Origin of the sequence: Paraburkholderia sp., assembly GCF_036488795.1 — a bacterium.
Classification (GTDB): Bacteria; Pseudomonadota; Gammaproteobacteria; order Burkholderiales; family Burkholderiaceae; genus Paraburkholderia.
The window spans coordinates 1-13,065 of the sequence record NZ_DASXHA010000025.1; the positions used below are offsets into that span (position 1 = coordinate 1).

General features: G+C 63.8%; 12 protein-coding genes and 1 other RNA gene. 3 read left to right on the forward strand and 10 right to left on the reverse strand.

Features of this window, described 5'->3' with window-relative positions; genetic code table 11:
• The 5 genes from VGH41_RS03530 to surE form a co-directional block, all read right to left on the reverse strand.
• A partial coding sequence (locus tag VGH41_RS03530) for a 3'-5' exonuclease (RefSeq protein ID WP_331595958.1) occupies positions 1-744 on the reverse strand: 744 nt, incomplete at its 3' end.
• A 4-nt stretch (positions 745-748) separates the two neighbouring features.
• Complete coding sequence (gene rpoS / locus VGH41_RS03535; protein WP_331595959.1) at positions 749-1,843, reverse strand: RNA polymerase sigma factor RpoS; 1,095 nt, start codon at positions 1,841-1,843, stop codon at positions 749-751.
• A gap of 11 nt (positions 1,844-1,854) precedes the next feature.
• Positions 1,855-2,784 (reverse strand): peptidoglycan DD-metalloendopeptidase family protein, encoded by a 930-nt coding sequence (locus VGH41_RS03540; RefSeq protein WP_331595960.1) that lies wholly within the window; start codon positions 2,782-2,784, stop codon positions 1,855-1,857.
• Between the two features lie 5 nt (positions 2,785-2,789).
• Complete coding sequence (locus VGH41_RS03545) at positions 2,790-3,875, reverse strand: protein-L-isoaspartate(D-aspartate) O-methyltransferase (protein WP_331595961.1); 1,086 nt, start codon at positions 3,873-3,875, stop codon at positions 2,790-2,792.
• On the reverse strand, positions 3,872-4,630 hold the full coding sequence (surE, locus tag VGH41_RS03550) for a 5'/3'-nucleotidase SurE (RefSeq protein ID WP_331595962.1): 759 nt from the start codon (positions 4,628-4,630) through the stop codon (positions 3,872-3,874). The genes VGH41_RS03545 and surE overlap by 4 nt, the downstream gene beginning before the upstream one ends.
• A 192-nt stretch (positions 4,631-4,822) precedes the next feature.
• Between surE and VGH41_RS03555 the strand changes: the two genes are divergently transcribed.
• Positions 4,823-5,797 carry an NADPH:quinone oxidoreductase family protein gene (locus VGH41_RS03555; protein ID WP_331595963.1) on the forward strand — a complete coding sequence of 325 codons (975 nt, stop codon included), beginning with the start codon at positions 4,823-4,825 and terminating at the stop codon, positions 5,795-5,797.
• Between the two features lie 120 nt (positions 5,798-5,917).
• Here the strand turns inward: VGH41_RS03555 and VGH41_RS03560 are convergent, their stop codons facing one another.
• The 5 genes from VGH41_RS03560 to ffs all read right to left on the reverse strand — a co-directional run bounded on the left by VGH41_RS03560 (position 5,918) and on the right by ffs (position 11,264).
• Complete coding sequence (locus tag VGH41_RS03560; protein WP_331595964.1) at positions 5,918-7,141, reverse strand: CaiB/BaiF CoA-transferase family protein; 1,224 nt, start codon at positions 7,139-7,141, stop codon at positions 5,918-5,920.
• A gap of 102 nt (positions 7,142-7,243) precedes the next feature.
• Positions 7,244-7,840, reverse strand: a complete 597-nt coding sequence (gene recR / locus VGH41_RS03565) for a recombination mediator RecR (RefSeq protein WP_331595965.1) — start codon at positions 7,838-7,840, stop codon at positions 7,244-7,246.
• A gap of 154 nt (positions 7,841-7,994) precedes the next feature.
• Entirely contained in the window at positions 7,995-8,321 is a 327-nt protein-coding gene (locus VGH41_RS03570) for a YbaB/EbfC family nucleoid-associated protein (protein WP_331595966.1), read from the reverse strand.
• 60 nt (positions 8,322-8,381) lie between these two features.
• Positions 8,382-10,970 carry a DNA polymerase III subunit gamma/tau gene (locus tag VGH41_RS03575; RefSeq protein ID WP_331595967.1) on the reverse strand — a complete coding sequence of 863 codons (2,589 nt, stop codon included), beginning with the start codon at positions 10,968-10,970 and terminating at the stop codon, positions 8,382-8,384.
• A gap of 195 nt (positions 10,971-11,165) precedes the next feature.
• Positions 11,166-11,264, reverse strand: an RNA gene (gene ffs / locus VGH41_RS03580) — signal recognition particle sRNA small type.
• A 375-nt stretch (positions 11,265-11,639) separates the two neighbouring features.
• On the opposite strand from ffs, the gene trxA reads away from it, so the two are divergent.
• On the forward strand, positions 11,640-11,966 hold the full coding sequence (gene trxA, locus VGH41_RS03585; protein ID WP_006048864.1) for a thioredoxin TrxA: 327 nt from the start codon (positions 11,640-11,642) through the stop codon (positions 11,964-11,966).
• Between the two features lie 208 nt (positions 11,967-12,174).
• On the forward strand, positions 12,175-13,065 hold an 891-nt coding region (gene rho / locus VGH41_RS03590), incomplete at its 3' end, for a transcription termination factor Rho (protein ID WP_331595968.1).

Genomic DNA, 13,065 nt, shown 5'->3' on the forward strand with positions numbered 1-13,065 from the left:
ATGCGCCGCCGGCTCCTGCGCCAGCGAGCTTTTCACCAGCGCGATTTCATCAGCGTATTCTTCCGCCGAAAAGCCGCCGCGCATCAACTGGAAGCGGCAATACAGCAGGTAGGTATTGACCACGTCGGTCTCGCAGTAATTGCGAATCTCTTCGATCTGCCCTGCCTGGAACGCGTGCCAGACCTGGCCGCCGTCCATACCCAGCTTGCCGGGAAAACCGCATAGTTTGGCCAGCGCGTCGAGCGGCGCGTTGGCGCGCGCCTGATACATCGCCAGCACGTCCATCAGGTCCGTGTGGCGCGCATGGTAGCGGCTGATGTAGTTGTTCCACTTGAAGTCGCGGTCGTCGTCACCCTGATCCCAGAAACGGTGCGCAGGAACGCCGTTCACCAGTGCGCGGTAATTCAGCACCGGCAGGTCGAAACCGCCGCCGTTCCACGACACGAGCTGCGGCGTGTACTTCTCGATTACGCGATAGAACGACTGTACGAGCGCCGCTTCGCCGTCCGTCGGCGTGCCGAGCGAGCGCACGCGAAAGCCATGGTTGTCGCGAAACACGCAGGAGATTGCCGCAATCCGTTGCAGATGATGCGGCAGGAAATCGCTGCCGGTCTTCTCGCGGCGCGCGGCAAAAGCGTGCTCGGCGACTTCCGTGTCGGTCAGCGCGGCGGGTAAATCTTCGAGACGGCGAATGCCGGCGACATCGGGAATCGTCTCGATGTCGAAAACAAGAATCGGTGTCATCAGGTTATAAAACGGCGTCCTTACGTACACCGTTGGAGGCAAAGAAACGCTTCAGCCGCACCAGCGCTTCCTGCTGGATCTGGCGCACACGCTCGCGCGTGAGGCCCATTTCGTCGGCCAGCTCTTCGAGCGTGGCCGGCTCGATATGATTGAGGCCGAAACGGCGCTCGATCACGTGACGATGCTTGTCCGACAGCCTTGCAAGCCAGGCACGCGTCAGCGTCTCCAGCTCACGGTGCTGCACCTCGGCATCCGGCGACTGGCTTTGGTCGTCAGACAGCAGATCGAGCAGGCTGCTCGCCGGGTCGAGATCGAGCGGCGCGTCGAGCGACGCGGTGTGCTCGTTCAGTGCGAGGATGTCGGTGACTTCGTCGGTGGTCTTGCCTGTGAGGTACGCGATGTCGTCGATACTGGCGTCGCGGCGGTCCGCCGCTTCGCCCGAGTTCATCGAGTTCTTTTCCAGATGGCGCTTCGCGCGCAGCACCTGATTGAGCTCACGAATCACGTGCACCGGCAAACGCACGGTGCGCGCCTGGTTCATGATGGCGCGTTCGATGCTCTGACGGATCCACCAGGTTGCGTAGGTAGAGAACCGGAAACCGCGCGTAGGATCGAACTTTTCGATGGCGTGCATCAAGCCGAGGTTGCCCTCTTCGATCAGATCGAGCAGCGGCACGCCGCGATTCAGATAGCCCTTCGCGATGCTGACAACGAGGCGCAGATTGCGCTCGATCATCACCTGACGCGCCTCGAATTCGCCCGCCTTGGCGAGACGCGAATAACGCTGCTCTTCCTCAACCGTCAGGAGCGGCTTCACGCTGATCCGGTTCAGGTAATGCTGGATCGTATCAGCCGTCAGTTCGGCCTGCAGCAAGGCACGGAAATCGTCGGCGTCAGGGGGGGAATCGTTTGCGCCTTCGCGCGCTTCACCGGCTTCTTCTGCACCGTTTTGGCGCTCGTCGAGTTCGCGCGCGTTGTCGAGGTCTTCCACGCTGTCGTCTTCGACCTCCGAAGCACCGCCGTCCTCCACCGTAACTTGCGTGGCGCGACTGATTTTTTCAGACTCGGCTTGCGGCGGGCGGCGCTTCGATTTCGGCATGGTCGTATCGCTTATTGCGGCGGCAAATACTTCAGTGGGTCGACAGGCTTGCCCTGCCGGCGAACTTCGAAATGCAACATCACACGGTCCGAATCGCTATTGCCCATTTCGGCAATTTTCTGCCCCTTGGTCACCGCGTCCCCCTCTTTTACCATCAAAGCGCGGTTGTGTGCATACGCGGTGAGATAAGTTGCATCATGCTTGATGATAATGAGATTGCCGTAACCGCGCAGCCCATTTCCAGCATAAACGACGCGACCATCCGCAGCCGCTTTGACCGGATCGCCGGCAGCCCCGCCAATATTGACGCCCTTGTTGGTGGAGTCGTCAAACGTGCCGAGGATCGGACCGCGCACCGGCCACGCGAACGCGACGTTGCCAGGCGCTGCAGCAGTCGTGTCGCTCGCGCCGGCTTGCGGCGCAAGCGTCGTTGCAGTCGAACCTGAACCGTACACGGGCGGCACGGCCGCCGCACCTGGGGCAACACCCGTGACAGGTGCCGGCGAGCTGCTGAGCGGCGCACTTTGCACGCCGCCGCCGATGATCGGCGAGGTTGCAACGCCCGGCGTCAGCGCCGCCACGTTTGCGCCGGGCGGCGCCACGCGCAGCAGCTGGTCGACTTCGATCTGGTTCGGATTGGTCAGGTTGTTCCACGCCGCTATGTCGCGATAGTTCTGGCCGTTCTCAAGCGCGATGCGGTACAGCGTATCGCCCGGCTTGACGCGGTAGTAGCCCGGCGGCGGCGGCCCGAGCGGCACGGCCGGCGGCGGGGTCTGGGCGGCCTGGGTGCTGAGGTTGCCGGAACGATCGACGACCGGCGCGTTATCTAGCCGTGTCGCACAGGCCGTCAACACGGAGAGCGCGACCACGCACACGCTACGCTGGGCTACGGTCAGGTGAACATTCAGGCTGTTTCTTTGCATCGCGCGCAACATACTCATCGGTGTCAAATCACTCCGGATTTTAAGGGTACAAAGAATACGCGATCAAGCCGCGACTCGCGCCATTGCGCAGGACCAGTGCGTTCGACGAGCGTAAGCACCTGCTGCGTCTGGCCGTCCTGCGTGCCGACCGGCGCAACAAGACGGCCGCCGATTGCAAGTTGCTCGAGCAATGCCTGTGGCACATCGAGGCCGGCAGCGGCAATCACAATGGCATCGAACGGTGCGACCGCAGGCAAACCGATCCGGCCATCACCGTAGTGCAGCCGGATGTTCGGAATGCGCAGCGGACGCAAGTTTGTCTTGGCGCGCTCATAAAGCGGCTTGATACGTTCAATCGAATAAACATCGCGTGCAACCTGGCTCAGCACGGCGGCCTGATAACCACAGCCGGTACCGATTTCGAGCACGTTCGAGAGCGTGCGGCCGGCCGCTGCCAGCTCGATCATGCGCGCCACCACCGACGGCTTCGAGATGGTCTGGTGATGGCCGATCGGCAGCGCCGCGTCCTCGTAAGCCTGGGGCGCAAGCCCCGGATCTACGAACATATGGCGCGGCACCACCGACATGGCATGAATCACCCGTTGATCGGTGATGCCGTTTGCCCGCAGGCGTTCGACCATGCGTTCGCGAACCCGTTCCGAGGTCAACGCCAGCGCGCCGTTCAACGGCACGTTGGGTGCCGCGCTGCGTTCGACGGGCTTGATGGCGGGCCGCGGCGCACTGGACTGCTTCGGCGCCGCCCGGTTTGCCAGAATGGCGGCCTGTTTGGTGACCGCCTGGATCGCAGGCTTCGGGGCGGCAGGCCTGGTTGCCATGGGTTGAGTCGCAGCGGCTTTCGCGGCCGGTTGCGTAACCGGTTTCGCCGCGGCCGGCGCTGCGGCCTTCGTCCTGGCCGGCGGCGGTGCAGCGCGGGCGCCAGCGGTCTCGCCACGCGCGGGCGTCTTCGCGCGTGCTCCGGCTGCGCGGTTATCCGCTGCAGCAGCAAGATTGGCTGCGCGTACCTCGCCCGGGCGCCCTTCGGGCCGGCGTGGCTCGCGCACGAGATCCTCGAGGCCAAGCGGAAAGCGCTTTGCGCGCTCGCTCGTCATGAAGCGCCGCTCCCGGCGCGCACCCAGTCGCGCGCCGCGGGCAACATCTGCGTGTGAGTCAGGTCGAGCTGCAGCGGCGTGATCGACACATGGCCGTTGGCGATGGCATGGAAATCGGTGCCTTCGCTCGCGTCGCGGGCGCTGCCCGGCGGCCCGATCCAATAGATCGGTTCACCGCGCGGGTTGGTCTGGCGGATCACCGGCTGCGACGGATGCCGCTTGCCGAGGCGCGTAATCTGCCATTCGCCGAGCTGCTCGTACGGCAGGTTGGGGATATTGACGTTCAGTAGCGGATGCCCGGGCAGCGGATGCGCAAGATAGTGCGCGACGATTTCCGCAGCGACGCGCGTGGCCGCTTCGAGATGCCCCCAGTCCTTGTCGACCAGCGAAAAAGCGATTGACGGCACGCCGAACATGATGCCTTCGGTGGCAGCGGCAACGGTGCCCGAATAAAGCGTGTCCTCACCCATGTTCTGGCCGTTGTTGATGCCGGATACGACCAGATCGGGCACGTGATCGAACATGCCCGTCAGGGCGATGTGCACCGAATCAGTCGGCGTGCCGTTCACGTAATAAAAACCGCCGGACGAGCGCAGCACCGACAACGGCCGCGACAGCGTCAACGAGTTCGATGCGCCGCTGCAGTTTTGCTCGGGCGCCATCACAGTGACATCGGCAAAGGTCTTCAGCGCTTCGTAAAGCGCAGCAAGGCCGGGCGCCAGATAACCGTCGTCGTTGCTCAGAAGGATTCGCATGCGGCGATTGTAACCGAGGAAAGAAGGCGCGCGAACGACACCCGGGGCTCGCCGATACGACTGACGCACGGCGCCCGTATCACGCGTGACTTGCCTGCTCCAGATTCCTGCGGCGCGATGAAAACGCACGGTCGTTCGGCTTGCTTTACACTTCAGAATCCCTTGACTGAACCTGATCGATACGGAGACACCATGCGCGCGATTCGCTGCAATCAGTACGGCCCGCCCGAGAGCCTGGCGCTCGAGAATCTGCCCGACCTCGAGCCGCAAGCCGGCGAAGTCGTCATCGACGTCAAGGCGGCCAGCGTCAATTTTCCCGACGTACTGATCATCGAAAACAAATACCAGTTCAAGCCGCCGCTGCCTTTCACGCCCGGCTCGGAAGTCGCGGGCATCGTGCGCGCGGTCGGCGCCGGCGTGACGCAGTTTCAGGCGGGTGCGCGCGTGATTGCGTTTACCGGTCAGGGCGGCTTCGCGGAGCAGGCGGTGGCGCCCGCTGCGGCCTGCGTGCCGCTCGCCGAGGGCATCGGCTTTGCGCAAGCCGCGGCATTCACACTGGCATACGGAACGTCGCATCACGCGGTGGTCGATCGCGGCGCGCTCAAGGCCGGCGAGACCATGCTCGTACTGGGCGCAGCGGGCGGCGTCGGCCTCGCGGCGGTGGAGATCGGCACGGCGCTCGGCGCGCGGGTGATCGCGGCGGCGTCAAGCGACGAAAAGCTCGCCATCTGCGTGAAGCACGGCGCGGATGCCACCATCAACTACGCCACCGAAGATCTGCGCGAGCGCATCAAGGCCCTGACGGACGGCAAAGGTCCGGACGTGATTTACGACCCGGTTGGCGGCGTCTACGCTGAACCGGCGTTCCGCAGCATTGGGTGGCGCGGCCGTTACCTGGTGGTGGGCTTTGCCAACGGCGAGATTCCGAAGCTGCCGCTCAACCTGGCACTGCTCAAGGGCGCGAGCCTCGTGGGCGTGTTCTGGGGCGACTTTGCGAAGCGCGAGCCGCAGCACAACGCGGCAGCGTTCCAGCAGATGGTCGGCTGGATTGGCGAAGGCAAGCTGCGCCCGTATGTGTCGGCGCAGTATGGGCTCGAAGAAACCGGCCGTGCGCTGCGGGAGATGGCGCAGCGCCGGGTGGTTGGGAAAATCGTGATTACGCCCTAGAACGTTTCTTGAGGGCTGTTTAAAGCCTCTCTGAAGCCTGTTCGAGGCCAATTGATCGCGCAGGGAACCGAAACGGCGTGTGGCCAGCAAGCCACACGCCGTTTGTTCGCGCATCCTTCGTCAAACAACCTGTTGCGCGTGCAATCGGGCAATCTGGTCGGCGTCGTAGCCCAGTGAGCGCAACACCTCATCGGTGTGCTCGCCCAGCTCCGGACCCAGCCAGCGCGTCTCGCCGGGCGTCGCGGAGAGCTTCGGCGTCACCGCCGGCAGCGTGATCTCCTGGCCGTCCTGCCATTTGAAGCGCTGGATCATCTGGCGCGCCATGAATTGCGGATCCGTAAACATATCCGCGACGCTGTAGATGCGGCCTACCGGCACGTCCGCGGCATTCAGCACCTCGAGGGCCTCGTCGATGGTGCGGGTCGCGAGCCACGCGGCAATCGCGCCGTCGATCTCCTGGGTGCGCGGCACGCGGCCGTCGTTATGTACGAGCGCAGGATCGTTCGCGAGATCCTCGCGCTCGATTGCCAGCATCAGGCGCTTGAAGATCGGATCGCTATTGCCGCCGATCACGATGCTGCCGTCGCGGCACGGATACGTGTTCGACGGCACGATGCCCGGCAGCGACGCGCCCGTGCGCTCGCGCACCATGCCGTACACGCCGTATTCGGGCACGACGCTCTCCATCATGTTGAAGACCGCCTCATAGAGCGCGACGTCGACCACCTGGCCCTTGCCGCCGTTCATCTGCCGATGATGCAGCGCCATCAGTGCGCCGATCACGCCATGCAGCGCGGCAATTGAATCGCCGATTGAAATACCGATGCGCGGCGGCGACAGATCCGGATAGCCGGTGATATGACGCAGACCGCCCATCGATTCGGCGATCGCGCCGAAGCCCGGCCGGTCGCGATACGGCCCGCTCTGGCCATAGCCGGACAGCCGCACCATCACGAGACCGGGATTTTCGGCCGACAGCACGTCATAGCCGAGCCCCAGCTTTTCGAGCAGGCCGGGCCGGAAATTCTCGACGACGATATCGGCCTCTTTCGCCAGCCGGCGCACGATCTCCTTGCCCTCCCCGGCCTTCAGATTGATCGTGACCGATTTCTTGTTGCGCGCCTGTACGGCCCACCACAACGACGTGCCGCCGACTTCCGGATAGAGCTTGCGCCATTTGCGCAGCGGATCGCCGCCCTTCGGATCTTCGATCTTGATCACGTCCGCGCCGAACTCGCCGAGAAAGCGCGCGGCAAACGGGCCGGCGATCAGCGTGCCGAGTTCGAGCACCTTGACACCCGCGAGTGGGCCTGCGGGGCGTGTCTCGTCAGGGGATGTGCTCATAGTCTGCTGTCCTCATTCTGTGCGAAGCGGGTTGTTGCTTGCGGCGTTCGCCGTTCGGCGTTCGCCGTTCGCGCCAGGGCCGCGATACGCTAGGCGCCCGCGCTACAGCGAGCGCCGGTCGAGCATCGCGCGGGCGATCGTGCCGGCGTCGACATATTCCAGCTCGCCGCCCACCGGCACGCCGCGCGCGAGGCGCGTGACAGCGAGGCCACGCGCCTTGAGCGTCTGGCCGAGGTAATGGGCCGTCGCTTCACCTTCGTTGGTGAAATTGGTCGCGAGCACGACCTCTTTGACGACGCCATCCGACGCGCGCTTCACCAGCCGGTCGAAATGGATCTCTTTGGGACCGATGCCGTCGAGCGGACTCAGGCGGCCCATCAGCACGAAATAGAGGCCGCGATAGGTCATGGTCTGTTCGAGCATGATCTGATCGGCAGGCGTCTCGACGACGCACAGCAGCGCCGGATCACGCTCGGTGTCGCTGCAGACCTCGCAGATCTGCGCTTCGGTGAACGTGTTGCACTTCTCGCAGTGCTGCAGATGCTCGGTCGCGAACAGCAGCGAACGGCCGAGCTTTTCCGCGCCGTCGCGATCGTGCTGCATCAGGTGATACGCCATGCGCTGCGCGGATTTCGGCCCGACACCGGGCAGCGCGCGCAGCGCTTCGACGAGCGCCGACAAGGCGGAAGGTTGTTTCATGCGGAACCGGCGGCGTCGAAGTGGGTGTGAGCGGGAGAAAACATCACGGCTGGAGGGCCAGTGCCGCGCATCAGCGCAACCCGTCCGTCATGCTGCGCGGCGTGTGCCGCAGCATGACGGAGCGGGCGTTCGCTCCAGCCTGCGCAGCCTGAGTTTAGAACGGCAGCTTGAAGCCCGGCGGCAACGGCAGGCCTGAAGTCATGCCGCCCATCTTTTCTGCGGCGGTGGCCTCGGCCTTGCGCACGGCGTCGTTGAATGCTGCGGCGACGAGGTCTTCCAGCATGTCCTTGTCGTCAGCGAGCAGGCTCGGGTCGATCGACACGCGGCGCACGTCGTTTTTGCACGTCATCGTCACCTTGACGAGACCCGCACCCGACTGCCCCTCGACTTCGATCTGAGCGAGTTGCTCCTGCATCTTCTTCATGTTTTCCTGCATCTGCTGGGCTTGCTTCATCAGCCCGGCGAGTTGGCCTTTCATCATGGACATGCTCCTTCTTGATAGCGTGAAATTCGGGAAGATGGCGCCATGCGGCGCCGCGAATCAATGGGTGGACGGTGCGCCGCCGGCGTCCTGCGCGATCGGCCGGATCGAGCCGGGCACGATGCTCGCGCCAAACTCGCGGATCAGCGATTGCACGAACGGATCGGCACCAATCTCCCGTTCAGCCTCTTTCTGACGCTGCGCGCGGGCAGCGGCGTCGAACGCGGCCGCCGTGCGGCGCGCCGGACCGACCTCGACCAGCACCTCGACCGGTTTACCAAGACGCTCAGCCAGCGCCATTTTCAGCTTGGCAACCTGCGAAGCTTCAGCGTACTGCGGCACCGGCACGTTCAGTTTGAGCGTGGTGCCTTCCAGCGCCATCAGTTCGCTGTTGAAAGCGAGCTGGTACGAAATTCCCTTGAGCGACAAGCCGACCGCGAGTGCGGGCCAGTCGCCGTTGAAACCGATGGCGTCGAGCGCGACCGCGGGCGGCAACGGACGCGTGTCGACCGGCGCCGGCGCAGTTGCAGCGGCCGTGACGCGGACGTCGTCCGGGCCGGTATTGAACACCGGCACGTAGCCGTCGTCTGGCGGGCCGAAATAATCGTCTTCCGCGGAAAGCGGCACATAGTCGTCAGGCGGGATGTCATCCCACGGGGGAATCGACGAAGCACCCTGATCCGCGTTGCCGGTGCCGGTGCTGGTACGTTGCGCCGGAGCCGACGCACGCGCGGGCGCGGCTTCCGGCGTGCGACGAGGTGTGCCGGGCGTCGGCACTGGAACGTTGACCTTGGGTGCCGGCTTCGGCTGTACGGCTGGAGCGACCTTCGGTGCGGCGGCAATGCTGGCGCGACCGCGATCCGACGACACCTTCAGGCCGGCACTACGCAGCACGTCGAGCGCCGCGCTGGCCCCGCCGACGCGGCGCGGCGCTTCGTCTGCAGCGACGGGCTCGGCACGGGCGGCAGGTGCGGCGGGCGCCTCAGGCGATATTGCGGCTACAGCCGGGGCTGCGTCGCGCGTACCGTCCGCGGTGCGATCAGCCGAGGCGTCGAACGATTCTGCAGAAGCTTTGGGCGCGTCTTCGGTCGGCTCTGCCGCGGACACGGCAGACTCGCCTGCCTCGGGTTGTTGAACCGCAGCGGTGGAGGCCTGGGCAGACGCGCCCTGCCCTGATTCGAGTGAAGCCGCGGCAGGCTGGATTGCCACGTCTGCCTGCGCAGCGGCGCCGGACTGTTGGGATGCTTCGGCGGCTTGCGCGGTCCTGGTTGCCGCATTCGCGGGCGCGTGTGCCGGTTCGCCCGCGGCACGATGACTTGCATTTGGCACCATGACATCGTCTCGTCCAACCGGAGCCGGCTGCACAGGCGCATCCGTCGTGTCGGCGCGCGCGCCCTCAGCTGCCGCACTGCGAGCCGGTGATGGCGGCACCGTGACCGCAGACAGCGGCACCGCCTGTGCCTGCGATGCAGCCACGGCGGGCGTCCCGCTCCGCTTCGCGCCATTCGCCCCAGCCGGACCAGCCGGCCGCGACGCGGGCCCGGCGGCGCCACCACCGCCTGTCGGCGCCGGCTCGAATGCGAGCATGCGCAACAGCGTCATCGTGAAGCCGGCGTATTCGTCAGGCGCAAGACCCAACTCGCTACGGCCGATCGTCGCAATCTGATAAAACAGTTGCACCTGCTCGGCGCTCAGCGCTTGCGCGAAGCGGCGCAGGTCGGCTGCCTCCGGCCACTCGTCCAGCACCGAGGACGGCGCAAACTGCGCCCATGCGATCCGATGCAGCAAACTCGCCAGATCCTGAAGCGCGGTCGAAAACGACAGGCTGCGCAGCGACATTTCATCCGCAATCGCCAACACGTCCGCGCCATCAGCGTCGGCGAGCGCGTCCAGCAAGCGGATCAGGTAGCTCTGGTCGAGCGCGCCCAGCATGCCGCGCACGGCATCCTCGTTCACCTGGTTGGCCGAATAGGCAATGGCCTGATCAGTCAGCGACAGCGCGTCACGCATGGACCCATCTGCTGCGCGCGCCAGCAGGCGTAGCGCCTGCGCGTCGAACGGCACCTGTTCTTCGCCGAGAATCCGCTCCAGATGCGACACGATGTGCCCGGCCGGCATCTGCTTCAGATTGAACTGCAGACAGCGCGACAGCACGGTAACCGGGATCTTCTGCGGATCAGTCGTGGCGAGGATGAACTTGACGTGCGGCGGCGGCTCCTCCAGCGTCTTCAACATGGCGTTGAACGCATGGTTCGTGAGCATGTGCACTTCGTCGATCATGTAGACCTTGAAACGCGCGTCGACCGGCGCATACACCGCGCGTTCGAGCAATGCCGCCATTTCGTCGACGCCCCGGTTACTCGCCGCGTCCATCTCCACATAGTCGACGAAGCGCCCCTCGTCGATCTCCCGGCAGGCGCGGCACACCCCGCACGGCGTGGAGGTCACGCCGGTTTCGCAATTGAGCGCCTTCGCAAAGATGCGCGACAGCGTCGTCTTGCCGACGCCGCGGGTTCCGGTAAACAGATAGGCGTGGTGCAGACGCCCGCCGTCGAGCGCATGCGTGAGCGCGCGCACCACGTGCTCCTGTCCGACGAGCGACGCGAAATCCTTCGGCCGCCATTTGCGTGCGAGAACTTGATAGGTCATCGGGAAATTGTATCAGTAACGATCGCGTCCAAAGACGGTTCGAGCACACGTGCGCATGCGTTGCCGCTTCATTGAAAGCGGCTAATGAACTGATAGAAAAAAATAGTTGAAAGCAGCGAAGACCGTAGAGCAGCGCAACTGCTACCGGAATGGCGCCAGGGGAAAAAGCCTGAGGACAACGACAAAGAAGTGGAAGGTGACGAGCCCGACCCTCGGCACTGGTGGAAAACGGCTGTGGCTGCTTCGTTCCCGACCTGACCAGGTTGACCGCCCCTCCATGCGAGGAGGCCCGTCACGAAAGATTCTACCATTGCTCGGCCGGCTGCGCGACTGCCAAACCGAACAAAGTTCGAAGCCGGGCCACTTGTGTTCGCCGCAACGGCCTCCAGATAGGCGCTGTAGAAGCAGATAGTGCTCGCCCGGCAGGCCTTGGCCCTACTGCCCTCATGAGTACTATCACCACGGGCAACGCATAGCAATTTAGGCTAAACTGACGTACGAATGTCCCGTAAAGCCGAGCATTCTGCGCATTCCGGAGCGCTTCGCGAGAGTCGTCCGGGAATGTTCCAGAGGCGCTCCCTTTGCGGCAACGCGAACGGAAGTTTTCTTAGTTTGATGTATCGTGGCGAGCAATTCAGGCGGGCCTCGATCCGAGAGAGGTATTCATACATGAGCGAACAAATCAAGCATATCAGCGACGCATCGTTCGAACAGGACGTCGTTAAATCCGACAAACCCGTGCTGCTCGACTTCTGGGCGGAATGGTGCGGTCCGTGCAAGATGATTGCACCGATCCTCGACGAGGTCGCGAAGGACTACGCGGATCGCCTGCAGATCGCCAAGATCAATGTGGACGAACACCAGTCCACGCCGGTCAAGTTCGGCGTGCGCGGCATTCCCACGCTGATTCTGTTCAAGAACGGCGCGGTCGCGGCGCAGAAAGTCGGCGCCCTGTCGAAGTCGCAACTTACCGCATTCCTCGACGGCAACCTGTAATTTGCTTTAATCGAAGCACCGGTTCTGCGTGTTGTCGGCTGACAACACGCAGAATGAGAAGATGCCTTTATGCCACGCTGCCTGAAATTGGCGTGTGCTATGCTAGAATCCGCAAAACGTCGAAAAGACGCTTAAGTCCCTGAGCGGTTCCGCTCACTCTCCTCCCAGATTTCATTTCAGGTCGCACCTTCTCCTGCGGGTTCTCCGTATGCATTTATCCGAGCTTAAGACTCTGCACGTGTCCGAATTGATCGAGATGGCCAATGGCCTCGAGATCGAAAGTGCGAACCGCCTGCGCAAGCAGGAATTGATGTTCGCCATTCTTAAAAAGCGCGCCAAGACGGGCGAGACGATCTTCGGGGACGGCACGCTCGAAGTGCTGCCGGACGGCTTCGGCTTCCTGCGCTCGCCTGAAACGTCGTATCTCGCGAGCACGGACGATATTTATATCAGCCCGTCGCAAATTCGCCGCTTCAACCTGCATACCGGCGACACGATCGAAGGCGAAGTACGTACGCCGAAAGACGGCGAGCGTTATTTCGCGCTGGTGAAGGTGGACAAGGTCAACGGCCAGCCGCCTGAGGCCTCGAAGCACAAGATCATGTTCGAAAACCTGACGCCGCTGCACCCGAACAAGGTGCTGCTGCTCGAACGTGAGATGCGCGGCGAAGAAAACGTGACCGGCCGCATCATCGACATGATCGCGCCGATCGGCAAGGGCCAGCGCGGCCTGCTGGTCGCTTCTCCGAAATCCGGCAAGACCGTGATGCTTCAGCATATCGCCCATGCGATCAAGCAGAACCATCCGGACGTGATCCTGTTCGTGCTGCTGATCGACGAACGCCCGGAAGAAGTGACCGAAATGCAGCGTTCGGTGGCCGGCGAAGTAATCGCCTCCACGTTCGACGAACCCGCTGCGCGTCACGTGCAGGTCGCCGAAATGGTGATCGAAAAGGCGAAGCGCCTCGTCGAAATGAAGAACGACGTGGTGATTTTGCTGGACTCGATCACGCGTCTCGCGCGCGCCTACAACACGGTGGTGCCGGCCTCGGGCAAGGTGCTCACCGGCGGTGTCGACGCCAACGCGCTGCAACGTCCG

Excerpts from the sequence above, each read along its gene's own strand:
- rpoS (WP_331595959.1), bottom strand. The coding sequence starts at position 1,843 with ATGCCGAAATCGAAGCGCCGCCCGCCGCAAGCCGAGTCTGAAAAAATC.
- VGH41_RS03540 (WP_331595960.1), bottom strand. The coding sequence starts at position 2,784 with ATGAGTATGTTGCGCGCGATGCAAAGAAACAGCCTGAATGTTCACCTG.
- VGH41_RS03545 (WP_331595961.1), bottom strand. The coding sequence starts at position 3,875 with ATGACGAGCGAGCGCGCAAAGCGCTTTCCGCTTGGCCTCGAGGATCTC.
- surE (WP_331595962.1), bottom strand. The coding sequence starts at position 4,630 with ATGCGAATCCTTCTGAGCAACGACGACGGTTATCTGGCGCCCGGCCTT.
- VGH41_RS03555 (WP_331595963.1), top strand. The coding sequence starts at position 4,823 with ATGCGCGCGATTCGCTGCAATCAGTACGGCCCGCCCGAGAGCCTGGCG.
- VGH41_RS03560 (WP_331595964.1), bottom strand. The coding sequence starts at position 7,141 with ATGAGCACATCCCCTGACGAGACACGCCCCGCAGGCCCACTCGCGGGT.
- recR (WP_331595965.1), bottom strand. The coding sequence starts at position 7,840 with ATGAAACAACCTTCCGCCTTGTCGGCGCTCGTCGAAGCGCTGCGCGCG.
- VGH41_RS03570 (WP_331595966.1), bottom strand. The coding sequence starts at position 8,321 with ATGATGAAAGGCCAACTCGCCGGGCTGATGAAGCAAGCCCAGCAGATG.
- VGH41_RS03575 (WP_331595967.1), bottom strand. The coding sequence starts at position 10,970 with ATGACCTATCAAGTTCTCGCACGCAAATGGCGGCCGAAGGATTTCGCG.
- trxA (WP_006048864.1), top strand. The coding sequence starts at position 11,640 with ATGAGCGAACAAATCAAGCATATCAGCGACGCATCGTTCGAACAGGAC.